The following is a 22,678-nucleotide window of genomic DNA, read 5'->3' on the forward strand; positions in this document are numbered from 1 at the left end:
CGCCCCCAAAGGCCCCAAACGGAAAAAACCGCGGACCTAAAGTAGGTCCGCGGCTATTCCGATGTCTTGCGACATCACAAAGCGCCCCCGGCAGGAATCGAACCTGCGACCTAGGGATTAGAAGGCCCTTGCTCTATCCGACTGAGCTACGGAGGCTGCGTCCAGGAGTGTATCGCGCGCGAGAGCTGTGACCGGTGTGGCAACAGCGACTAAAGCCGCTCCGCGTCCGACGGCCGCCGACTAGCGTGGTGCGCATGAGCAATGCGCCGAACTTGGACGCGGCCGGACTTCCGGAAGAACTCAGCCCGCTCGACCAGATCCTGCATCGCGGGGAGGCCAACCCCCGAACCCGCTCGGGCATCATGACGGTCGAGCTTCTCGACACGACCCCCGACTGGGACAGGTTCCGCACCCGCTTCGAGCATGCGTCGCGCAAGGTCCTTCGATTACGTCAGAAGGTCGTCACACCCACCCTGCCGACCGCGGCGCCCCGCTGGGTGGTCGACCCCGATTTCAATCTCGATTTCCATCTGCGCCGCGTGCGGGTTCCGGAGCCCGGCACCTTCCGTCAGGTCATGGACCTCGCCGAGATCGCCGCGCAGTCCCCACTCGACATATCCCGGCCCCTGTGGACGGCCACGCTGATCGAGGGGGTGGAGAACGGCCAGGCCGCCCTGATGGTGCATTTCAGCCACGCGGTCACCGACGGCGTCGGCGGCGTCGAGATGTTCGCCAACCTCTACGACCTCGAACGCGATCCGCCGCCGCAGCCGGCGCCGCCGCTGCCCGTCCCTGCCGACCTGTCGCCGAACGATCTGATGCGCCGCGGGCTCAACCGGTTGCCCGGCACCATCGTCGGCAATGTGCGCGACGTACTCTTCGGCGCCGCAAAGGGCGTCGGTCACGTCGTGCGCGACCCCGTCACCCGGCTCGGCAGCGCCATCGATTATGCGATGTCGGGGGCTCGCGTGGTGGGGCCGGTGGCCGACCCGTCGCCGATCCTGCGCCGGCGCAGCCTGTCGTCCCGCAGTGAAGCCATCGACATCGAGTTCGGCGACCTGCACCGGGCCTCCAAGGCGGCGGGCGGGTCGATCAACGACGCCTACCTCGCGGGTCTGTGCGGCGCGCTGCGGCTCTACCACCAGGCCAAGGGGGTGCCCGTCGACACGCTGCCGATGGCCGTCCCGGTGAACACGCGGTCCGACGACGACCCGGCCGGGGGCAACCGCTTCGCCGGGGTCAACCTCGCGGCGCCGATCGGACTGTCCGATCCCGAGGTGCGCATCCAGAACATCCGCTCGCAGATGACCAGCAAGCGCGACGAACGGGCTCTCGACATGGTCGGTGCGATCGCGCCCATGGTCAGCCTGCTGCCCGACAGCGTGCTTGAGTCGATGGCCGGGTCGATCGTCAGCTCGGACGTTCAGGCGAGCAACGTTCCCGTCTACGCGGGAGACACCTTCATCGCCGGTGCGAAAGTGTTGCGTCAGTACGGCCTCGGACCGCTGCCCGGTGTCGCGATGATGGTCGTGCTGGTCTCGCGGGCGGGCTACTGCACGATCACCGCGCGCTACGACCGGGCATCCATCACCGATCCGGACCTCTTCGCGCAGTGTCTGGTAGCCGGATTCGACGAGGTGCTCGCCCTCGGCGGCGACGGTCGGGCGACGCCCTCGACGTTCACCGAAGACACCGAAACCCTGGCAAGCAGAGTCGAACTGAACGGAAGTGGCCAGCAGTGACGACACCGGGCAGCGCCGAGATGCGTCTTCCAGGATCGGTCGCCGAGGTCCGGGCCAGTGAAAGCGGCCCCCACGTCGGAGCGTTCTTCGATCTCGACGGGACGCTCGTCGCCGGGTTCACCGGCGTGATCATGACGCAGGATCGATTGCGGCGCAGGCAGATGTCGGCGGGCGAATTCATCGGCATGGTGCAGGCCGGTCTCAACCACCAGCTCGGCCGGTCCGAATTCGAGGACCTCATCGGCAAGGGCGCACGCATGCTGCGCGGTAACTCGGTCGCCGACGTCGACGAGCTCGCCGAACGGTTGTTCGTTCAGAAGGTCGTCGGCAGAATCTATCCCGAGATGCGTGAGCTCGTCCGCGCCCACATGGCCCGCGGCCACACCGTCGTGCTCAGCTCGTCGGCCCTGACGGTCCAGGTGGAGCCTGTCGCCCGCTTCCTGGGCATCGACAACGTCCTGAGCAACAAGTTCGAGACCGACGACGACGGCCTGATCACCGGTGAGGTCCAGCGGCCCGTCATCTGGGGTCCCGGGAAGGCCAGGGCGGTACAGGAATTCGCCGCCGCCCATGACGTGGATCTTTCCAAGAGCTATTTCTACGCCGACGGTGACGAGGACGTCGCGCTGATGTACCTCGTCGGGAACCCGCGCCCTACCAACCCTGCAGGCAAGATGGCTGCGGTCGCCGCCAAACGCGGATGGCCGATTCTGCGGTTCAGCAGCCGCAGCGGTTCGAGTCCCGCCTCGCAACTGCGCACGGTGGCCGGCATCGCCAGCATGGTGCCGATCGCGGCGGGCGCCCTCGGCGTCGGACTCCTGACCCGCAACAGGCGCACCGGCGTGAACTTCTTCACGTCGACGTTCGGCCGCACCCTGCTCGACATCGTCGGCATCAACCTGCAGGTTCTCGGCAAGGAGAACTTGACCGCGCAGCGGCCCGCGGTGTTCATCTTCAACCACCGCAACCAGGCCGATCCGCTGATCGCCGGCCGGCTCGTCAGCGACAACTTCACCTCGGTCGGCAAGAAGGAACTCGAGAACGATCCGGTCGTCGGCACCATCGGCAAGATCATGGACGCGGCGTTCATCGACCGCGACGATCCGCAGAAGGCCATCGAGGGCCTCAAGAAGGTCGAAGAACTTGCGCGCAAAGGTGTTTCGATCCTCATCGCGCCCGAGGGCACGCGCCTGGACACCACCGAGGTCGGCGCCTTCAAGAAGGGTCCGTTCCGCATCGCCATGTCCGCCGGCATCCCGGTCGTGCCGATCGTCATCCGCAATGCCGAGGTGATCGCCTCCCGCGACTCCAGCACCTTCAACCCGGGAACTGTCGACGTCGTCGTGTACCCACCGATCCCGGTGGACGACTGGACGCACGACACCCTGCCCGAGCGCATCGAGGAAATCCGTCAGCTGTATCTGGACACGCTGAAGGACTGGCCGCACGGAGAACTGACACTCCCCGAGCTGTACACGCGAGCGAAACCCGCCAAGAAGCCGGCGCGCAAGGCGGCCAAGAAGACCGCCGCGCCCAAGGGGCGGCGGTGAAGATCCGCGCCGACGACATCGCGGCCTACACCGCCGTCGGCGACACCCTGGTCCTGGCCGCGGCGTCCTCGCCTGCCGAGGAGGCGCTGCTCAACGACTGGCTGGAGGCCCAGCGCCGCGCGCATCCCGAGTCGACGATCGAAGTGCTCAAGCTGCCCGCCGACGACGACCCACCGCCGGCCACGCTCGCCCGGCTGGTCCAACTGCTGGAGGCCGACGCGGATCGATCTGTGGTCCCGGTGCGGGTGTTCTGGATCCCCGGCGGCCTCCCGACCCGCTCCAAAGTGGTGGCCCTGATATCCGGCCGCGACACATACCGTCCGCCAAAAGTGTTGCAGCACAGCATTCTCAAGCGCGACTCGTCCCGCGCCCGCGTCGTCGCCGGCGAACCGGCCAAGGTGTCCGAGCTGCATCGGCACTGGAGCGAGACGACCGTCGCCGAGAACCCCAGGGAATTCGCCCGCTTCGTGATCCGTCGCGCAATCCTGGCCATCGAACGCGTCGAACTGCGTCTGCTCGGCCCCGAATACAAGTCGCCGCAACTGATCAAGCCGGAAGTGCTGGCGTCGGCCCGGTTCCGGGAGGGTCTGGAGAAGATCCCCGGTGCGACGATCGAACAGGCCGGGGAGATGCTCGACGAACTCGGCACCGGTTGGAGCCGCTTCTCGGTGGATCTGATCCCGTCGCTGGGCCGCGCGATCTTCAGCCGCGGCTTCGATCCCAACATCGACTACGACCGCGCCGAGGTCGAGGTCATGCGCCGCTCGCTGGAAACGCATCCGGCCGTACTGCTGTTCTCGCACCGCTCCTACCTCGACGGCGCGATCGTGCCTGTCGCGATGCAGGAGAACCGGCTGCCGCCGGTCCACACCTTCGCGGGTATCAACCTGTCGTTCGGCTTCATGGGCCCGCTCATGCGGCGCTCGGGTGTGATCTTCCTGCGCCGAAAGCTCGACGACCCGCTCTACAAGTTCGTGCTGCGCCAGTTCGTCGGCTACATCGTCGAGAAGCGGTTCAACTTGTCGTGGGCGATCGAGGGGACGCGGTCGCGCACCGGAAAGATGTTGCCGCCCAAGCTCGGTCTGCTCGCCTATGTCGCCGACGCATACCTGGACGGGCGCAGCGACGACATCCTGCTGCAGCCCGTGTCGATCAGTTTCGACCAGCTCCACGAGACCGCCGAGTACGCACGCTACGCCCGCGGCGGCGAGAAGGCCCCCGAAGGCCTGTCGTGGCTCGTCAATTACATCCGGGCGCAGGGCGAACGCAACTACGGCAAGATCTATGTCCGCTTCCCCGAAGCGGTTTCGATGCGCGAGTACCTCGGTGAACCGCACGGTCCGATGACGGCTGACGAGTCCGCCAAGCGTCTCGCGATGCAGAAGATGGCGTTCGAGGTGGCGTGGCGGATCCTTCAGGTCACCCCCGTCAATGCCACGGCCCTGGTGTCGGCACTGCTGCTGAGCACCCGCGGGGTCGCGCTGACCCTCGATCAGTTGCACCACACGCTGCAGGACTCGCTGGACTATCTCGAGCGCAAGCAGACCCCGATGACCAACAGCGCGTTGCGGTTACGCACCCCCGACGGTGTCCGCGTCGCGGTCGACGCGTTGTCCAACGGCCACCCGGTGACACGCGTCGACAGCGGCACCGAACCTGTCTGGTACATCGCACCTCACGATGAACTCGAAGCGTCCTTCTACCGCAATTCCCTGATCGACGCGTTCCTGGAGACCTCGCTGGTCGAGTTGGCACTGGCATTCGCCTCGCGGGCGGAATCGGGTCGCCTCGAAGCGTTCTGGGCTCAGGTGATGCGCCTGCGCGATCTGCTGAAGTTCGATTTCTACTTCGCCGACTCCGCGGCTTTCCGTGCACATGTGGCGGAGGAGATGTCCTGGTACCCCCGCACACGAGGAGGGGAAAAGGCAGAGTACTGGGAAAGTCACGTGGACGCCGGTGGCGAACAGATCGACGCGCTGCTGCGGGCCAAGCGCCCGGCGATCGCCGGACCGCTTCTTCGGCCGTTCTTCGAGGCCTACCAGATCGTCGCCGATGTGCTGCTCGATGCGCCGGCGGAGATCTCGGAGAAGGATCTGACCACCAGGGCCCTCGGGTTGGGGCAGCAGTATGTGGCCCAGGGGCGGGTGCAGAGCAACGAGTCGGTGTCCGCGCTGCTGTTCACGACCGCGCGACAGGTCGCCGCCGACCAGAAACTGCTCGAGCCGGCCGCCGACCTCGCCGAGCGGCGCCGGGCGTTCCGCGACGAACTGCGCGGCATCCTGACCGACATGGACAAGGTCGATGCGTACTCGCGCGAGCAGTTCTTCGAGCGGGAGCGCAGCCGCAGGCAACTGCGCAACGCACCTGTGTCGTAGATCGCGTCTGGCGAGGTCATACGCTGGCTTCATGACCACGTCCGATCAGCTGCCGGCCCGCAGCACGCCATCCGGCCTGCGCACCGCGCCGGTCTGGTCGGTGCTTTACGGGGTGGCACTGCTGGCCGGGGTGACGGCCGCCGCACTGTCCGCGCTGTCGCTGACCGCTGCACTGACCGCGACGGGCTTGCCCGACCCCGGCCCGACGACCACCTATGGGTTGCCGTTCGTGAAGGCCGTCGGGGAGATCGCCGCGGTGACGGCCGTCGGCTCGTTCCTGTTCGCGGCGTTCCTGGTGCCGCCCCAGAAGAGCCAGGTGCTCGACGCCGCCGGCTACCGCGCGTTGCGCACGGGAACCCTCGCATCGGGGATCTGGGCGGTCTGCGCTGTGCTGATGGTGCCGTTGACGGTGTCCGACGTCAGCGGGCAGCCTCTGACGACGCGACTGAGTTTCGCGGACATCTGGTCGGTGGCCGACCTGATCGAGATCGCAGGCGCTTGGCGGTGGACGGCTCTGTTCGCGATTCTGGTCACCGTCGTCAGCATCCCCGTGCTGCGCTGGTCGTGGACGCCGGTGCTGTTCGCGGGCTCTCTGTTCACACTGCTGCCGTTGGCGTTGACAGGGCATTCCTCGGCCGGTGGCTCTCATGACGTCGGCACCAACAGCCTGCTGATCCACCTGATCGCCGGCGCGCTGTGGGCCGGCGGACTGCTGGCACTGCTGGTGCACGCGCTGCGGGGAGGCGAACACGGCGACCTCGCGGCGCGCCGGTTCTCCGCGGTCGCCCTGTGGTGTTTCGTGGCGATGGCGCTCAGCGGGGTGATCAACGCGCTGGTCCGGGTTCGGCCCGCGGACCTGGTGAGCACGAGCTACGGCGCTTTGGTTCTGGTCAAGGTGGTCGCGCTGCTGGCGCTCGGCGCCCTGGGCTGGCAGCAGCGACGCAGGGGAGTGGCGGTTCTCCAGAAGGACCCCCGGGCGCGCGGCGCGCTGATCCGCCTCGCCGTCGTCGAGGCGGTGATCTTCGGCGTGACGTTCGGTGTCGCCGTCGCGCTCGGTCGCACACCCCCGCCTGCCCCGTTCGACCCGAACCTCTCGATCCCTGCGCTGGAGATCGGCTACGACCTCGCCGGCCCGCCGACCGCGGCGCGGCTGCTGTTCGACTGGCGGTTCGACCTGATCTTCGGCACGGCGGCCATCGTGTTGGCGCTCGTCTACCTCGCCGCGGTGCGCAGGTTGCGACGGCGCGGTGACGCGTGGCCCACCGGGCGGGTGGTCGCGTGGCTGCTCGGCTGCCTGGTTCTGCTGCTGGCCACCTCGTCGGGCATCGGCCGGTACATGCCCGCCATGTTCAGCATTCACATGATCGCGCACATGCTGCTGTCGATGCTGGCGCCGATCCTGCTGGTGCTAGGCGCGCCGGTGACACTTGCCCTGCGCGCGCTGCCAACGGCCGGGCGCGACGCCCCGCCGGGTCCACGGGAGTGGTTGCTGGCCGCGCTGCATTCGCGGGTGTCACAGGTGCTGACCAACCCGTTCGTCGCGACGGCGCTGTTCATCGTCGGCTTCTACGGGCTCTACTTCGGCGGCATCTTCGACGCGGTCGCGGGCAGCCACACCGCCCATCTCGCGATGAACCTGCACTTCCTGCTCAGCGGCTATCTGTTCTATTGGGTGGTGATCGGTGTCGACCCGACCCCGCGGCCGATTCCGCATCTGGCCAAGCTGGGCATGGTGTTCGCATCGCTGCCGCTGCACGCGTTCTTCGGTGTCGTGCTGATGGGCACCCAGTCGGTGATCGCCGAGACGTTCTACCGGTCACTGCAGCTGCCGTGGCACACGGACCTGTTGGGGGACCAGCGCCTGGGCGGTGGAATCGCCTGGGCTGCAGGGGAAGTACCACTCGTGGTCGTGCTCGTCGCATTGTTCGTGCAGTGGCGCCGCAGCGACGACCGCACCGCCAAACGACTGGACCGCGCCGCCGACCGCGATGAGGACGCCGACCTGGCGGCGTACAACAACATGCTCGCCGAACTGGCGCGCCGCGAGCGCGAACGCGGCTGACGCTGCCGCGCTGCGATGACCGGCGGCCACCTGCTCCGTCATATTTTCAGATGTTCAGATATTCAGGTGTTGTGCTAGCGTTGCGGCACGGGCCGGCCAGGCGACAGCGATGCAGCACATCGACGCCATGGCCGGCCCGCACCAATTGACGGGCGTCGGTCATCCCCACATCGGATTTCATCCACAGCCCGCGGTCGCCGCACCCGAGTTCCGGACGGATGTGTCGGCGGCGAAGCGCTCAATGGCGGTGTCATCGACGGGCCAGGCAGGTGCCTGACCCGTAGCCAAGGAAAAGAGAGGCACCGCCATGTTCGAGACGCCCATCACCATTGTCGGCACCATCGCCACCAAGCCGGACCGCCGTTGGGTCGGCGACCAGGAACTCATCAAGTTCCGGGTGGCCAGCAATTCCCGCCGGCGCACCGCCGACGGCACCTGGGAGCCCGGCAACTCGCTGTACGCCACGGTCAACTGCTGGGGCCGTCTGATCACCGGCGTCGGCGCGGGGCTGGGCAAGGGAGACCCGGTGATCGTCGTCGGCAACGTCTACACCAGCGAGTACGAGGACCGTGACGGTAATCGCCGGTCTTCCCTGGAGATCCGCGCGACCTCCGTCGGTCCGGATCTGGCGCGCTGCATCGTGCGTATGGAGAGCCGCAAGCATCCCGAACCGCCCGCCGCGACCCCGGCCGCGCAGGTCGAGCCCGGCGAGGACGCACTCGACGAGGACGCGTCGGAGGTCGACGAGGGGGCATTGCCGCTGACCGCCTAGCGGCCAACAGCGTCGATGCGGGCGCGCCTAGGATGGTTCCCGACTATCGCGTGGTTCGAACCGATCGCTTGAGTTCGAGACCCGAGATCTGAGAAAGGCGACATCTGAGGCTATGGCCGAGTTCATCTACACGATGCGGAAGGTCCGCAAGGCGCACGGCGACAAGGTCATCCTTGACGACGTCACGCTGAACTTCCTTCCGGGCGCGAAGATCGGTGTCGTCGGGCCCAACGGCGCCGGTAAATCGAGCGTCTTGAAGATCATGGCCGGTATCGACCAGCCCAACAACGGCGACGCCTTTCTCCAGCCCGGCGCGACAGTCGGCATCCTCATGCAGGAGCCGCAGCTCGACGAGACCAAGACCGTGCGCGAGAACGTCGAGGAAGGCGTCGCCGTCAAGGCGAAGCTCAACCGGTACAACGAGGTCGCCGAGCTCATGGCGACCGACTACACCGACGAGCTGATGGAAGAGATGGGCAAGCTCCAGGAGGAGCTCGACGCCGCCGATGCGTGGGACATCGACAGTCAGCTCGAACAGGCGATGGACGCACTGCGCTGCCCGCCGCCCGACGAGCCCGTCACCCATCTCTCCGGCGGCGAGAAGCGCCGCGTCGCGCTGTGCAAGCTGCTGCTGTCCAAGCCGGACCTGCTGCTGCTCGACGAGCCCACCAACCACCTCGACGCCGAGAGCGTGCTGTGGCTCGAGCAGCACCTCGCCGAGTACAAGGGTGCGATCCTCGCGGTCACCCACGACCGGTACTTCCTCGACAACGTCGCCGAGTGGATCCTCGAGCTCGACCGCGGCCGCGCCTACCCCTATGAGGGCAACTACTCCACCTACCTGGAGAAGAAGGCGGAGCGCATCGCGGTCCAGGGCCGCAAGGACGCCAAGCTGCAGAAGCGCCTCAAGGACGAGCTGGAGTGGGTGCGGTCGGGCGCCAAGGCCCGTCAGGCCAAGAACAAGGCCCGCCTGCAGCGCTACGAGGAGATGGCCGCCGAGGCGGAGAAGACACGCAAGCTCGACTTCGAGGAGATCCAAATCCCCACGGGCCCGCGGTTGGGCAACGTGGTGGTCGAGGTCGAGCACCTCGACAAGGGCTTCGACGGCAGGCAGCTCATCAAGGACCTGTCGTTCACGTTGCCGCGCAACGGCATCGTGGGCGTCATCGGCCCCAACGGTGTCGGCAAGACGACGCTGTTCAAGACGATCGTCGGACTCGAGGCGCCGGACAGCGGCACGGTCAAGGTCGGCGAGACGGTCAAGCTGAGCTATGTCGACCAGAGCCGCGGCGGCATCGACCCCACCAAGACCGTGTGGCAGGTCGTCTCCGACGGGCTCGACTACATCGAGGTCGGCCAGAACGAGGTGCCGTCGCGCGCCTACGTGTCGGCGTTCGGCTTCAAAGGCCCCGATCAGCAGAAGCCCGCGGGCGTGCTGTCCGGTGGTGAGCGCAACCGGCTGAACCTGGCGCTGACGCTCAAAGAGGGCGGCAACCTGATCCTGCTCGACGAGCCGACCAACGACCTCGACGTGGAGACCCTGAGCTCGCTGGAGAACGCGCTGCAGAACTTCCCCGGATGTGCGGTGGTGATCAGCCACGACCGCTGGTTCCTGGACCGCACCTGCACGCACATCCTGGCGTGGGAGGGTGACTCCGACAACGAAGCCAAGTGGTTCTGGTTCGAAGGAAACTTCGGTGGCTACGAAGAGAACAAGATCGAACGCCTCGGAGCAGACGCCGCGCGTCCGCACAGGGTCACCCACCGGAAGCTCACGCGGGACTAGTCTCGTTCTGCGACCAGGTAACCGGGTGCGCATCCGAGAAGCAGTCCAGTCCGAGCCCCAGGGCGCCCGGTTGCAGCCAACGACGGCCGGTGCGCACGTGTGAGTCAGGAGCGGCGAATGTCGTTGAACCCCGGCGCCTCGGGCGATCCAGAGCGCGCGGCCCTACCTCCCGAGGTCGCCGACCGGCTCATCCCCACCTATCTCGCCACCTACCGGGGACCGCACGGTGGCGCGCCCGGCGCCGAAGCAGCGGTGACCGGACCGCTGCGCAGACAAGGCAGCGACACGGTCAACAGCCCGGCCCTGGTTGCGGCGCAGCTCCAGCTGGGCGGCAGGCGGGCGCCGGGGGAGACGAACGTCGCGGTGTACTCCGCCGACCACGCCGGCGGCTTCGGACCCGCGCTGCAGATCGTCACCGACAACGCGACGATGCTGATGGACTCGGTGACGGTGCTGCTGCACCGCATCGGCGTCGCCTACACCGCCATCATGAATCCGGTGTTCCGCGTTCGGCGCGGCGCCACGGGTGAGCTCCTGGAGATCGCCGCCGCCTCGGACGGCACCGTCATCGACGGTGTCGACGAGACGTGGGTGCATGTGCAGCTGGCGAGCACCGTCGACCAGCGTGCGCTCGACGAAGCCGAACGGCTACTGCCGCGTGTACTGGCCGACGCCAGGCAGGTGGCGAGGGATTCCACCGACATGGCCGCGGCGCTGCGGATCCTGGCCGCCGAGCTCGACGGCGACACCGGCAGGCGCTTCCCGAGCCCGGATCGGAAAGACGTCGCTGCACTGCTGCGTTGGCTCGCCGACAGCCACTTCGTGTTGCTCGGCTACCAGCGCTGCACCGTCCGCGACGGGGACGCCACCGTCGACCCCGCCAGCCGTCTCGGCGTGCTGCGCCTGCGCCAGGACGTGCTGCCACAGCTGACCAACAAGGACGAACTCCTGGCGCTGGCGCAGGCCACGATCCCGAGCTTTCTGCGCTACGGCGCCTATCCGCAGATCGTGGTGGTCCGGGAGCAGTCCCCGGACGGTGACGACTCCGAGGCGGTCGAGCACCGCTTCGTCGGGTTGTTCACCGTCGCGGCGATGAACGCGAATGTTCTCGAGATCCCGCTGGTGTCCCGTCGCGTCAACGATGCGCTGGCCATGGCGCACCGCGATCCGAGCCACCCCGGGCAGTTGCTGCTCGACATCATCCAGACCATTCCGCGCTCGGAATTGTTCGCGCTCAGCGCTCGTGGCCTGCTCGACATGGCGATGGCCGTGGTCGACCTCGGGTCGCGGCGGCGCACCCTGCTGTTCCTGCGCGCCGATCCGCTCGCACACTTCGCATCCTGCCTGGTCTACCTGCCCCGCGACCGCTACACCACCGCCGTCCGACTCGAGATGCAGGACATCCTGGTGCGAGAGCTGGGCGGTGTGAGCATCGACTACGCCGCGCGGGTCAGCGAATCCCCTTGGGCTGTCGTGCATTTCACGGTGCGCCTGCCGGAGGGCTCTCGTAAGAACGACATCGACGTGTCCGAGCAGAACGAGTCGCGCATCCAGGACCTGCTGACCGAGGCGGCCCGCACCTGGGGCGACCGGCTGCTGGGCTCCATCCGCGCCGGTGGCCCGATCGACCAGAGCACCGCCGAGCACTACGCGTCCGCCTTCCCAGAGGTGTACAAGCAGGCCATTCCGCCCGATCATGCTCTCGGCGATATCGCGATCATCGAAGAGCTGGAGGACAATTCGGTCAAGCTCGTGCTCGCCGACGGCGACGATCCTGGCGTGTCACATCTCACCTGGTATCTCGGCGGGCAGTCGGCATCGCTGAGTCACCTGCTGCCGATGCTGCAGTCGATGGGTGTCGTCGTTCTCGAGGAGCGGCCGTTCACGGTCACACGGCCCGACGGTCTGCCCGTGTGGATCTACCAGTTCAACGTGTCGCCGCACCGTGGCATCCCGGAGGCGCCGCCGGGGCCCGAACGGGAAGCAACTGCAGAGCGTTTCGCCGATACCGTCACCGCCATCTGGCACGGCAACGCCGAGATCGACCGCTTCAACGAGTTGGTGTTGCGTGCCGGGCTGACCTGGCAGCAGGTCGCGGTCCTGCGCGCCTACGCCAAATACCTGAAGCAGGCCGGCTTCCCGTACAGCCAGTCCCATATCGAGACCGTGCTCAACGACAACGCACGCACCGCGCGGTCACTCGTCGAACTGTTCGAAGCGCTGTATTTTCCGGCCGCCCCAGCCGCTGACCAGAACCCCGGCGGCGCGAACCGGGACGCGCAGGCGGCCGCGGCAGCCGTCGCCGCCGACATCGATGCGCTGGTGAGCCTCGACACCGACCGGGTGCTGAGGGCGTTCGCGTCGATGATCCAGGCGACCCTGCGCACCAACTACTTCATCACCCGCCCGGAGTCGGCTCGGGCCGAGAACGTGCTGTCGTTCAAGCTCAACCCGCAACTGATCGACGAACTCCCGTTGCCGCGACCCAAATTCGAGATCTTCGTCTACTCGCCTCGGGTCGAGGGTGTGCATCTGCGGTTCGGCTTCGTCGCCCGAGGCGGCCTGCGGTGGTCGGACCGCCGCGAGGACTTCCGCACCGAGATCCTGGGGCTCGTCAAGGCGCAGGCGGTCAAGAACGCGGTCATCGTCCCGGTGGGCGCCAAGGGCGGGTTCGTGGTGAAGAACCCGCCCGCGCGTACCGGGGATGCGGCCGTCGACCGCGACGCCACCCGCGAAGAGGGCGTCGCCTGCTACCGGCTGTTCATCGCCGGCCTGCTCGACATCACCGACAACGTCGACAAGGTCACCGGGGATGTCATCGCGCCCGCCGACGTCGTCCGTCGCGACGGCGACGACGCCTACCTCGTGGTGGCGGCCGACAAGGGCACGGCGACGTTCTCCGACATCGCCAACGACGTCGCCAAGTCCTATGGCTTCTGGCTCGGCGATGCCTTCGCCTCAGGCGGATCGGTGGGCTATGACCACAAGGCGATGGGCATCACGGCCAAGGGCGCCTGGGAGTCGGTGAAGCGCCATTTCCGCGAGATGGGCATCGACACCCAGTCCGAGGACTTCACCGTCGTCGGCGTCGGTGACATGAGCGGCGACGTGTTCGGCAACGGAATGCTTCTGTCCGAACACATTCGATTGATCGCCGCGTTCGACCACCGCCACATCTTCATCGATCCCACACCAGAGGCCGCAACGTCGTTCGCCGAGCGGCAACGGATGTTCGACCTTCCGCGCTCCAGTTGGGACGACTACGACAAATCGCTGATCAGTCAGGGCGGCGGGGTGTTCAGCCGGGAGCAGAAGTCCATTCCGATCAGCCCCGAGGCCAGAACGGCGCTCGGGCTCGACGAGGGTGTCACCGACATGACCCCGCCCGCGCTGATGAAGGCGATCCTGAAGGCGCCGGCCGACCTGCTGTGGAACGGCGGCATCGGCACGTACGTCAAGGCCGAGACGGAGGCCGACGCAGATGTGGGCGACCGCGCCAACGATGCGGTCCGCGTCAACGGAAACCAGGTGCGCGCCAAGGTCATCGGCGAAGGAGGCAACCTCGGCGTGACATCGCTGGGGCGCACGGAGTTCGACCTCTGCGGCGGTCGTATCAACACCGACGCGATGGACAACTCTGCCGGGGTGGACTGCTCCGACCACGAGGTCAACATCAAGATCTTGATCGACTCGCTGGTGACGGCGGGGAAGGTCAGCGCCGAGGACCGCACGGATCTGCTGTTGTCCATGACCGACGAGGTCGGCCGGCTCGTGTTGGCCGACAACGAGAGTCAGAACGATCTGATGGGCACCAGCCGGGCCAATGCGGCGAGTCTGTTGAACGTGCACGCCCGCATGATCAAGGACTTCGTCGACGAGCGCGGGCTCAACCGTGAGCTCGAGGCGCTGCCGTCGGAAAAGGAGATCCGGCGCCGCATCGACGCCGGGATCGGCTTGACCTCGCCCGAGTTGGCCACGCTGATGGCCCACGTCAAGCTGGCGCTGAAGGACGATCTGCTCGCCACCGATCTGCCGGACCAGGACGTGTTCGCCGCCAGGCTGCCCTGGTATTTCCCGGCCCCGCTGCGCGAGCAGTTCACCAGTGACATCCGGTCCCATCAGCTGCGCCGCGAGATCGTCACCACGATGCTCGTCAACGACGTCGTCGATACCGCGGGCATCTCGTACGCCTACCGCGTCACCGAGGACGTCGGGGTGTCCCCGCTCGACGCCATCCGCAGCTTCGCGGCCGCCGACGCGATCTTCGGTTTCGGGAAGGTGTGGCGACAGATCCGTCGAGCCGGGGACAACGGGGTGTCGGTGGCGGTGACCGACCGAATGACATTGGATCTGCGTCGCCTCATCGACCGCGCCGCACGCTGGCTGCTCAACTACCGGCCGCAGCCACTGGCGGTGGGCGCCGAGATCAACCGGTTCGCCGAGAAGCTGGCGGCGTTGAGGCCGCGGATGCCGGAATGGTTGCGCGGCGACGACAAGGCGATCGTGGACAAGGAAGCCGGCGAATTCTGCGCACAGGGCGTGCCGAGCGAGGTCGCGTACATGGTGGCGACCGGGCTGTACCAGTTCAGCTTGCTCGACGTCATCGACATAGCCGACATCGTCGACCGGGACCCGGCGGAGGTCGCCGAGGCGTACTTCGCGTTGATGGACCACCTCGGCACCGACGGACTGCTCACCGCGGTTTCCCGGCTTGCCCGCAACGATCGCTGGCATTCGCTGGCGCGGTTGGCGATTCGTGACGACATCTACGGCTCGCTGCGGGCGCTGTGCTTCGACGTTCTGTCCGCTGGCGAGCCCGACGAGAACGGTGTCGAGAAGATCGCGGAGTGGGAGATGACGAACAGCTTCCGGATCGGCCGTGCGCGCCGGACGCTGACCGAGCTCTATGAGTCCGGGGAACACGATCTGGCGACTCTGTCGGTGGCGGCGCGGCAAATTCGCAGTATGACCAGGACGAGTGGAACGGGAAGTACCGGGTGACCCAATTGCACGGCTTCACGGCACCGGTGCATGTGCGGTGGTCGGACATCGACATGTATCAGCACATCAACCACGCCACGATGGTGACGATTCTCGAAGAGGCCAGGATCCCCTTCCTGACAGAACCTTTCGGCGACGAGATCACCACGATCGGGTTGCTGATCGCGGACGTGAACATCTCCTACAAGGCGCAGCTGCGGCTCGTCGATTCCCCGCTGCAGGTGACCATGTGGTCCAAACGGGTGCGGGCCGTCGACTTCACGATCGGTTACGAGGTGCGTTCGGTCGGAGCGGCTCCTGATTCCAGGCCCGCTGTCGTCGCTGACACCCAGCTGGCCGCCGTGCACATCGAAGAGCAACGGCTGCAACGGCTTTCCGAGTCCCAGCGCGAGTACCTACAACGCTGGATCCGATGACCGAGCGCGGCGTATGGCTCGGCCCCGACAACCGTGCGGCCCATCGCGAGGATCTCGCGACGTTCGTCGAGCGCGCCTTGCGACTCGACGAGGCGGGCGTCGTGCGATTGCGGGAACGTCCGGGCGGCATGATCGTCGCCTGGGTTGCCACGGGATTCGACGTCCTGGCCAGCCGGGTGGTGGGCGGCCGGATCAACCCGGCCGATCTGTGTGCCGGCGCCGACGCGCTGCAGCCGGCGTTGCAGGCCATGACCGCCGACGGCTACGTCGACCCGGGCTTCGCGATGGATTCCGCCTGGCGCGGTGCGTTGCCCCCCGACGCCGGCTTCGTCCACCTCGACGACCTCCCGGCGCGGGTCGTCCTCGATCTCGCCCAGCGGGGGACGAGCCTGGCCAGAGAGCACTCCAGTGCTCACGGTCCGCCCGCCTCCCTGCTGGACCAGGAGGTGGTCGGTGTGACGTCGGAGCGCGACAGCGTCGGCATTCCGATGCGGTGCGTGTTCGCATTGACGGCAATGGGTTTCCTGCCGCAGTCGCCGTCGCGTGATCGGTTCGACCCCGAGTCCGTCAGCGCCGACGAGGTGGTGCGGGTGCGGGCGACGTCGGCGTGGCTGCGCATCGACGCCCGCTTCGGCACCGTCTATCGGCGCCGGGGCGACCCCGCGGTGGTGCTGCGCTGACGGTGTATCAGAACGGGGAGTTGACCATGGACTGCGCCGCCATCTCCAGGTAGGCGATCAACTCCTGCCGGTGCGCGTCGTCGAGGGTCGACGAGTCGATCTCGGCCACCGCCGTGTGCATGCACCGCAGCCACGCGTCGCGCTCCAGGTAGCCGATGCGGAAGGGGCCGTGGCGCATCCGCAGCCGCGGATGGCCGCGCTGGTCGGAGTAGGTGCGCGGTCCGCCCCAGTACTGCTCGAGGAACATGCGCAGCCGCTCCTCGGCCCCGTCGAGGTCGTCCTCGGGGTAGAGCGGGCGCAGGATCTCGTCTTCGCGCACGAGTTCGTAGAACCGCGACACGATGGTGTTGAACGTGGCGTGACCGCCCACGGCGTCGTAGAACGACTGCTGCTTGTTCTGCGGGTCCATTGACTCCATTGTGGGCCATCGCCGATATGGGCCCCACGCGCGGACCGCTCCGGGCGCGGCTAGGACTTTCGCCTGATCAGTTTGGCCAGCTCATCGCGGTCGGCGACGTCGAGCTTGAAGCACGCCCGGTACACGTGGCCTTCGACGGTGCGCACTGAGAGCGTGAGCTGCTCGGCGACCTCCCGGTTGCCCAGCCCGGCCGCGACCAGTTCGGCGATCTCGCGTTCCCTCGGTGTCAGCGGCAGCGGGCGCGCTGCGGCCTTGATCGCGGGCGTGGTCGCACCGCCGCACTTCTCGGCCAGCCGCAGGGCGTTGGCGCCCGACTCGTTGGTCCGGCGGCGATCGCCTGCGGCGTCGTGCAGCGATGCAGCCTGCGCGGCGGCATCGGCTGCGGCCAGCAGCAGGCCGGCCTGCTCGAAGTCGGCGCTCACGGTGTCCAGCGCGGACGCATCGCCCGCGGTGAAGGCCGCCGCGTGGCGGGCCAGCAGACCCACCACCGGACCGTAGACGACCTCGGTCAGCTCGCCGAGACGCGTGGCCGTGGTCCGGTCGCCGAATCTCGTGGCGTGGTGCAGCGCCTCGGCCTCGATCGCGTACTGGCCCGACCGGCCGGCGCTGTCGGCAGCGGCCCTGGCGAGTTCGGCGGCGCGGCGTTCCATACCGTTGGCCGCAGCCAGCCACGACCGTGAGATCAGGCGTTGCGGCTCGTGCACCGCCATCGACGGCCCGGAATGCTCGGCCGCGTCGGTGAGGACGCGTTCGGCCTCGCCGGTGCGACCCAGTGCCGCGTACGCGCGTGCGAGCAGGAGACGCCCGGGCAGTTGCCACGGCAGGGAGTTCTCCGCGTTCAGCGCCGCCAACGCCTGCTCGATCGACTGGATGGACTCCGGGAAATCGCCTCGGGCGGTGGCGACGACGCCCGCCATGATCTTCGCGATGGCCCAGGCGAGGAATTGCCCCACCGACGAGAAGTTCGCGTAGTCGGCGGCGCGTTGGTCGGCGAGGTCCAGCTGGCCGGTGTGCGTCAGCGCGAGCACGTCGCAGTAGCGCACCATCACCCGGATCATGCCGTCGGTCGAGCTGAGCTCGGCACGGCATCGGGCGGCGATCGGTTCGAACTCGTCGCCGCGCCCGGCGACGGGCATCGCCATCCCGGCGGCGAACGCCGCGAACTCGACGGCCTGGTTCGGTGACCGCGAATCCTCGAGGACCGTCAGCGCCTCGGCGATGCCCTGCTCGATCTTGTTCTCGTGCACGGCCATCGCCGCGGCCGCGGCCGCGGCGAACAGCTGCAGTGACGGGTGCTGTGTGCGTTCACGCACCAGCGACATCGCCTCGTGCGCCTTGTCGACCTCGCCGAGAGACCAGAACAGCCGCGACGCGCGGGGCACGCCCCACTGGACCAGCTGCAGCTCGTCGAGTTCGTCGGGGTCGAACCCGGCCAGGACGGCTTCGGACTCCGCGGGTTTGCCCTGCCACAGCAGGGCCCGGGACAGCAGCTCGCCGGCCTGCACCGTGCCGCTGCGTTCGAACGCCGCTCGGGCGAGGCGCTCTCCGAGGGGCAGGTTGGACAGATAGACCGCGTCCTTGGCGGCCGTGATGAGCAGGGTGTCGTCGACGGTCTGGTCGCTGTCGATGGACAGCTGCGCCATTCGGATGCGGCTCGCCGCGGAGTCCATCTCCCGACGGCGCAGGACTTCGACGATCCGGCCTTTGAGCCGGCGGGACGCTGCCTGGCCGATGCGACTGCGCACCACATCCCCGACCAGCGGGTGGCTGAACCGGGCATTGAGGGTGTGGCCGTTGGGCACGCAGCGGATCAGCCCGCGCGTCTCGGCGTCGTCCACCGCGGCTTCGCCGGCGAGCTCGGTCAACGCGTCGATGTCGAGCGGTTCGCACAGCGCCAGCAATTTGAGCGCGCCGATGACGTCGTCGCCGGCCGAATCGAGTCGCGTGTCGAGAAGTTCGACGAGCCCGGCCGGCACTGCGGTCGGGCCTCGCAACTGCCAGACGTCGCCGACCTTCTTCAGGGTGCCCGCGTCGATCGAGCCCTCGACCAGGTGGCGCAGGAACAGCGGATTGCCGCCGGAGGACTCCCACATCAAATCCGCGGACAGGCCTTCGAGACGTCCGCCGATCACCGATTCGATCAACGCGACGCTCTGCTCTTTGGAGAACGGCTTCAGCTCGATCCGGCGTAGGTAGCCGTCTTTCCACAGCGACGTGACCGCGTCGGGCACCGGTTCTCCGCTGCGGATCGTGGCCAGGATGCGGCCGGTCCGATCCACCGCGATCTGGTGCAGCAGCGTCGCGGACAGCTCGTCGAGCAGGTGAGCGTCATCCACCCCGACGATGTTGTTGTTCCCCTGCGAGACAAGGGATTCGCGTGCAGTCGCCAGCAGCGCCGTCGCGTCGCGAGAGCCCGTCGATCCGACGAGGTGGGCAAAGACCCCCAGCGGGATGCTGCGTGACGACTCGGTCGACGCCACCCAGTGCACCGGGGAGCGCAACGATTCGGTGACCGTGCGCGCCAGTGTCGTCTTGCCGACCCCCGCGGCGCCGACGAGAACCACGCCGCATGACTCGTTACCCGTCAATGCGGAGCGGACCGCGCCGAACTCCGTCGGGCGGTCGACTATTTGCCAAACCCCCGCCATGTCGTGGATTCTAGGTCGCCGACGCCGCCAATTCTCGGCAATACCCCGTGTGCTAGTTACCGATTCGGCCCAGGTCGCGGTCCGGGAAGCCGGACAGGTCCGCCGGCTCGGTCTGCGGCACGTCGTTCATGTCGTGCCTGAATTTGCTGGACGCGGCGTACACCCTCAGCTTGAGTCGGTTGATCGAGCCGAGAGGAGTGTGCTCGATGATCCCGCGCCAAGAGTTGAACGTGAGCTTGTCGTCGCCGAACTCTCGGAGGGCGTCGCTGTAGGCGGTTTGCCTGGGGTAACGGATGACGCCGACCTGGACGTAGGGCGACTTCTTCTCCGACCATGGCTTGGTCGCATCTTCGATCGGCATCTCGGTCGTGTCGGTGCACAGCTGGGCCGAGACGGCATATTCGGCTCCGTGGCTGTCGAAGTGCTTCTTCACCGCGCTGGATGCCGCGTCGAATCCGTCGGACGGAACTGTCTGCTTCCGAAGCGCGACGACTTCTGCAGACAGCGGCGAGACGCTGAGCTTTGCGATGTACTTCCCGTAGCGCACCGGCGCCGCCGTGTAGAAGGTCTGGCCCAGCGGGTGGTGGTTCGGCTCGGAGAACACCCGCAGCTTCGGGGGTAGTTGCTTTCCGAGGGCATCGGCCACGTTGCGTGCGCCTCGGAGCAGAGTATTGGCCGAGATCATCACGGCGTCGGGCATGCGCGCCAGGATCTTGGCGGTCCTCATACCGCCCTTGGCGTAGTCCGCTGCGTCTTTGAACAGGAACTCCGGCTCGGTCACGAAGACGAAGTCCTGGTTGTTGTCCGTCAGGAAGTCGGCATGCGCGCGGTCGGCCGATTCGACGCCGAGAACCTTCAGTCCCAGTCCGCGCACGCCGCGCACGCGATCGGACCGGATGGCCCCGGAGGTCGCGGAGATGCGTGCGATCACCGGATAGGTCTTGCCCGCCGTGGCGAACATTCCCTGTCGGTACTCCTCGGGGAGGTCGGCGTCGACAGTCAGCTCGCCGTACAGGATCGCGCAGCTCTTGGCGTGTGCGTCGCGGATCGCGTGCGGCTTGTGCTTCTTGACGCTCTTGCGGTACTGGAACTCGTTGTTGCCGTGGAGGTCCTCGATCATCTGGTCGATCAGGGCTTCCTCGGCGGGCTGCCACGCGCTGTGCTCTTCTGTGAACTCCACGAACCTGGTCGCGGGATCTGGTGTTGCCCCCATGGCGACCAGTGTGGCGCTCGGCGGCCCCGCGGGCATGAGTAACCGACTACCTGTTTTCGCGGGCGTCAGTTCCCTCCGGCGACGCGCCGGTTGCGGGTAGGCGAGTTCGGACACCGGAAGTTCATCGGACTGACCAGCGAACACGACCGGAATTGCCATGCGATCAGAAGAGATCCGTGGTGGACTGTCGGTCGGAGGACGTATGGCGCAGCGCAAGAACGGACGCGGCCACCGGAATCACCGGGCCGCGGTGGTCTCAACCGGGTCAACGACGACTACGTCGCGCGCGCTGCACAGCGTGGTCCCCGCCGTGGACACACACCCGCCCGTGCCGGAACCCTCCATCTGGGGCCGCCGGCGGGTACTGCTCCTCAATTCGACCTTCGAGCCGTTGACGGCCCTGCCTCTGCGCCGCGCGGTGATCATGCTGATGTGCGGCAAGGCCGACGTCGTGCACGACGACCCGGTGGGCCCGGTCATCCATTCGGCGTCGCGCTCGATCGTCGTCCCCACCGTCATCCGGCTGCGCACCTATGTGCGCGTGCCGTACCGGGCGCGGATCCCGATGACCCGCGCAGCCCTCATGCACCGCGACAGGTTCCGATGCGCGTACTGCGGAACCAAGGCGGACACCGTCGACCACGTCATTCCGCGCAGCCGCGGCGGCGACCACTCGTGGGAGAACTGCGTCGCCGCGTGCTCGTCCTGTAACCACCGCAAAGCGGACAAACTGCTCAGCGAGTTGGGGTGGGCGCTGCACACGACGCCGTTGCCTCCGAAGGGGCAGCACTGGCGCCTGCTGTCGAGCGTGAAGGAGCTCGACCCGGCGTGGGTGCGATACCTGGGTGAGGGCGCGGCCTGACCGGGCCGTGGGATACGGTTTCGGCGTGAACTCGACAGCTCTGGTGCACGCAAGCTTCTTGCTGGTTCCGCTGGCTCTCGCCGCGGTTCTGGCGCTGTTCATCTACTCCAAGAAGGGTCCGCACCCGAAGACCTATGTCATGTCGGACAACTGGACGCACGAGCCCATCCTGTGGGCGGCTGACGAACCGGCGGATCACGGCCACGGCGGCCATGGCTCGCACGTGACCATCGGAGGTGGCGCAAGTGGCAAGTGGTGAAGTGACGAGGGCGGGCGCGCTGGACCTGGCGGAGCTGCCCCACGGGTCGGTCATCACGGCCAGCGGCAGGATCTCGGGGGTGACCGAACCCGGCGAGCTGTCGGTGCACTACCCGTTCCCGAACAAGGATCTGGTGATCCTCGACAACGCGCTCAAGTACGGATCGCGGGCGGCGAAGGCGCGTTTCGCCGTGTACATCGGTGACCTCGGCGTCGACACCGCGGCCCGCGCCCGCGAAATCCTGGCGAGGGTTCCGACGCCCGACAACGCCGTGCTGCTCGCGGTCTCTCCGGACCAGAAGGCGATCGAGGTCGTCTACGGTGCTGCGGTCAAGGGCCGCGGCATCGAGGAGTCTGCCCCGCTGGGTGTGTCCGCGGCTGCGGCGTCGTTCAAAGAGGGCAACTTGATCGACGGACTGATCAGCGGCGTGCGGGTGCTCTCCGCGGGCGTCTCGCCGCGCTGACGCTTTCGCAAAAGCGCCTTCACGGTAGTGGTCGGGCCTCCTCGACTGCCGTGGTGGCCGTTTCGCCAGATGCAGCGAGCAGCTCGCCCCTGATGCGGACGTAACGCTCCAGAAAACGTCGCTCGTCCAGCCGTTTGCGGCGCAGCCAGCCGGTCACTTCGTCGTTGCACTTGCTGGCGTTGCAGGCCCCGCAGGCGGGCACGACATTGTCGATCGTGTAGCGCCCTCCGCGCGAGATCGCCATGACGCAGTCACGCTGCATCGACCCGGTGGTTCTGCCGCAGTAGGCGCACCCCTCCCATGCCAGTTTCAGCGCCGCCCACTGTGCCTCGGTGAGGTCGTTGACGACGGCCGCCACCCGGCGCTGTCGCCGGCGCGCGGCACGGGCTTTACGACTGTTGTTGGCTGGCATGGCACCAGCATGCGGCGCG

The 22,678-nt window shown here is 67.5% G+C and carries 17 protein-coding genes and 1 tRNA gene; 13 read left to right on the forward strand and 5 right to left on the reverse strand.

Annotation, left to right across the window (positions count from 1 at the left end; genetic code table 11):
- Window positions 1-82: 82 nt before the first annotated feature.
- Window positions 83-156, reverse strand: a tRNA-Arg gene (locus tag ACAG24_RS15280).
- Between the two features lie 98 nt (window positions 157-254).
- Here ACAG24_RS15280 and ACAG24_RS15285 point away from each other — a divergent pair.
- The 10 genes from ACAG24_RS15285 to ACAG24_RS15330 all read left to right on the forward strand — a co-directional run bounded on the left by ACAG24_RS15285 (window position 255) and on the right by ACAG24_RS15330 (window position 16,384).
- Window positions 255-1,742 carry a wax ester/triacylglycerol synthase family O-acyltransferase gene (locus ACAG24_RS15285; RefSeq protein WP_370473850.1) on the forward strand — a complete coding sequence of 496 codons (1,488 nt, stop codon included), beginning with the start codon at window positions 255-257 and terminating at the stop codon, window positions 1,740-1,742.
- 20 nt (window positions 1,743-1,762) lie between these two features.
- The gene (locus ACAG24_RS15290) at window positions 1,763-3,292 is read left to right on the forward strand and encodes an HAD-IB family hydrolase (protein ID WP_370473876.1); all 1,530 of its coding nucleotides are present in this window, start codon (window positions 1,763-1,765) and stop codon (window positions 3,290-3,292) included.
- Window positions 3,289-5,667 (forward strand): glycerol-3-phosphate 1-O-acyltransferase, encoded by a 2,379-nt coding sequence (locus ACAG24_RS15295; protein ID WP_370473849.1) that lies wholly within the window; start codon window positions 3,289-3,291, stop codon window positions 5,665-5,667. Before ACAG24_RS15290 ends, ACAG24_RS15295 begins: the two co-directional genes overlap by 4 nt.
- Before the next feature lie 31 nt (window positions 5,668-5,698).
- Window positions 5,699-7,729 (forward strand): bifunctional copper resistance protein CopD/cytochrome c oxidase assembly protein, encoded by a 2,031-nt coding sequence (locus ACAG24_RS15300; protein WP_370473848.1) that lies wholly within the window; start codon window positions 5,699-5,701, stop codon window positions 7,727-7,729.
- Window positions 7,730-7,838: 109 nt separating this feature from the next.
- Window positions 7,839-8,006 carry a hypothetical protein gene (locus ACAG24_RS15305; protein WP_370473847.1) on the forward strand — a complete coding sequence of 56 codons (168 nt, stop codon included), beginning with the start codon at window positions 7,839-7,841 and terminating at the stop codon, window positions 8,004-8,006.
- 30 nt (window positions 8,007-8,036) lie between these two features.
- A complete protein-coding gene (locus ACAG24_RS15310) occupies window positions 8,037-8,501 on the forward strand; it encodes a single-stranded DNA-binding protein (protein ID WP_370473846.1) in 465 nt (154 codons plus the stop codon).
- A gap of 112 nt (window positions 8,502-8,613) precedes the next feature.
- The gene (gene ettA, locus ACAG24_RS15315) at window positions 8,614-10,287 is read left to right on the forward strand and encodes an energy-dependent translational throttle protein EttA (protein WP_370473845.1); all 1,674 of its coding nucleotides are present in this window, start codon (window positions 8,614-8,616) and stop codon (window positions 10,285-10,287) included.
- 117 nt (window positions 10,288-10,404) lie between these two features.
- Complete coding sequence (locus tag ACAG24_RS15320) at window positions 10,405-15,288, forward strand: NAD-glutamate dehydrogenase (protein WP_370473844.1); 4,884 nt, start codon at window positions 10,405-10,407, stop codon at window positions 15,286-15,288.
- 53 nt (window positions 15,289-15,341) lie between these two features.
- Window positions 15,342-15,704: an acyl-CoA thioesterase gene (locus ACAG24_RS15325; RefSeq protein WP_370473875.1), complete on the forward strand. Its 363-nt coding sequence runs from the start codon at window positions 15,342-15,344 to the stop codon at window positions 15,702-15,704.
- Window positions 15,692-16,384 (forward strand): DUF8185 domain-containing protein, encoded by a 693-nt coding sequence (locus ACAG24_RS15330; RefSeq protein ID WP_370473874.1) that lies wholly within the window; start codon window positions 15,692-15,694, stop codon window positions 16,382-16,384. The genes ACAG24_RS15325 and ACAG24_RS15330 overlap by 13 nt, the downstream gene beginning before the upstream one ends.
- 7 nt (window positions 16,385-16,391) lie before the next feature.
- On the opposite strand, the gene ACAG24_RS15335 is transcribed toward ACAG24_RS15330, so the two are convergent.
- Genes ACAG24_RS15335 through ACAG24_RS15345 form a run of 3 tightly spaced genes read right to left on the reverse strand, consistent with a single transcriptional unit; the run spans window position 16,392 to window position 20,663 of the window.
- On the reverse strand, window positions 16,392-16,802 hold the full coding sequence (locus ACAG24_RS15335) for a globin (RefSeq protein ID WP_445206196.1): 411 nt from the start codon (window positions 16,800-16,802) through the stop codon (window positions 16,392-16,394).
- Between the two features lie 50 nt (window positions 16,803-16,852).
- A complete protein-coding gene (locus ACAG24_RS15340) occupies window positions 16,853-19,450 on the reverse strand; it encodes a LuxR C-terminal-related transcriptional regulator (protein ID WP_370473842.1) in 2,598 nt (865 codons plus the stop codon).
- Between the two features lie 52 nt (window positions 19,451-19,502).
- Window positions 19,503-20,663, reverse strand: a complete 1,161-nt coding sequence (locus ACAG24_RS15345; RefSeq protein ID WP_370473841.1) for a catalase family protein — start codon at window positions 20,661-20,663, stop codon at window positions 19,503-19,505.
- Between the two features lie 202 nt (window positions 20,664-20,865).
- Between ACAG24_RS15345 and ACAG24_RS15350 the strand changes: the two genes are divergently transcribed.
- The 3 genes from ACAG24_RS15350 to ACAG24_RS15360 are packed head-to-tail and all read left to right on the forward strand — an operon-like array spanning window position 20,866 to window position 22,247.
- Window positions 20,866-21,525: an HNH endonuclease gene (locus tag ACAG24_RS15350; protein ID WP_370473873.1), complete on the forward strand. Its 660-nt coding sequence runs from the start codon at window positions 20,866-20,868 to the stop codon at window positions 21,523-21,525.
- A gap of 25 nt (window positions 21,526-21,550) precedes the next feature.
- Complete coding sequence (ctaJ, locus tag ACAG24_RS15355) at window positions 21,551-21,784, forward strand: aa3-type cytochrome oxidase subunit CtaJ (protein WP_370473840.1); 234 nt, start codon at window positions 21,551-21,553, stop codon at window positions 21,782-21,784.
- Complete coding sequence (locus tag ACAG24_RS15360) at window positions 21,771-22,247, forward strand: DUF5130 domain-containing protein (RefSeq protein WP_370473839.1); 477 nt, start codon at window positions 21,771-21,773, stop codon at window positions 22,245-22,247. Before ctaJ ends, ACAG24_RS15360 begins: the two co-directional genes overlap by 14 nt.
- A 19-nt stretch (window positions 22,248-22,266) precedes the next feature.
- Here the strand turns inward: ACAG24_RS15360 and ACAG24_RS15365 are convergent, their stop codons facing one another.
- Complete coding sequence (locus tag ACAG24_RS15365) at window positions 22,267-22,659, reverse strand: HNH endonuclease (protein ID WP_370473838.1); 393 nt, start codon at window positions 22,657-22,659, stop codon at window positions 22,267-22,269.
- Window positions 22,660-22,678: the final 19 nt, after the last annotated feature.

This window comes from Mycobacterium bulgaricum, from assembly GCF_041287165.2.
Lineage (GTDB): Bacteria > Actinomycetota > Actinomycetes > Mycobacteriales > Mycobacteriaceae > Mycobacterium > Mycobacterium bulgaricum.

Excerpts from the sequence above, each read along its gene's own strand:
- ACAG24_RS15285 (WP_370473850.1), top strand. The coding sequence starts at position 255 with ATGAGCAATGCGCCGAACTTGGACGCGGCCGGACTTCCGGAAGAACTC.
- ACAG24_RS15290 (WP_370473876.1), top strand. The coding sequence starts at position 1,763 with ATGCGTCTTCCAGGATCGGTCGCCGAGGTCCGGGCCAGTGAAAGCGGC.
- ACAG24_RS15300 (WP_370473848.1), top strand. The coding sequence starts at position 5,699 with ATGACCACGTCCGATCAGCTGCCGGCCCGCAGCACGCCATCCGGCCTG.
- ACAG24_RS15305 (WP_370473847.1), top strand. The coding sequence starts at position 7,839 with ATGCAGCACATCGACGCCATGGCCGGCCCGCACCAATTGACGGGCGTC.
- ACAG24_RS15310 (WP_370473846.1), top strand. The coding sequence starts at position 8,037 with ATGTTCGAGACGCCCATCACCATTGTCGGCACCATCGCCACCAAGCCG.
- ettA (WP_370473845.1), top strand. The coding sequence starts at position 8,614 with ATGGCCGAGTTCATCTACACGATGCGGAAGGTCCGCAAGGCGCACGGC.
- ACAG24_RS15320 (WP_370473844.1), top strand. The coding sequence starts at position 10,405 with ATGTCGTTGAACCCCGGCGCCTCGGGCGATCCAGAGCGCGCGGCCCTA.
- ACAG24_RS15325 (WP_370473875.1), top strand. The coding sequence starts at position 15,342 with ATGTATCAGCACATCAACCACGCCACGATGGTGACGATTCTCGAAGAG.
- ACAG24_RS15335 (WP_445206196.1), bottom strand. The coding sequence starts at position 16,802 with ATGGAGTCAATGGACCCGCAGAACAAGCAGCAGTCGTTCTACGACGCC.
- ACAG24_RS15340 (WP_370473842.1), bottom strand. The coding sequence starts at position 19,450 with ATGGCGGGGGTTTGGCAAATAGTCGACCGCCCGACGGAGTTCGGCGCG.
- ACAG24_RS15345 (WP_370473841.1), bottom strand. The coding sequence starts at position 20,663 with ATGGGGGCAACACCAGATCCCGCGACCAGGTTCGTGGAGTTCACAGAA.
- ACAG24_RS15350 (WP_370473873.1), top strand. The coding sequence starts at position 20,866 with ATGGCGCAGCGCAAGAACGGACGCGGCCACCGGAATCACCGGGCCGCG.
- ACAG24_RS15365 (WP_370473838.1), bottom strand. The coding sequence starts at position 22,659 with ATGCCAGCCAACAACAGTCGTAAAGCCCGTGCCGCGCGCCGGCGACAG.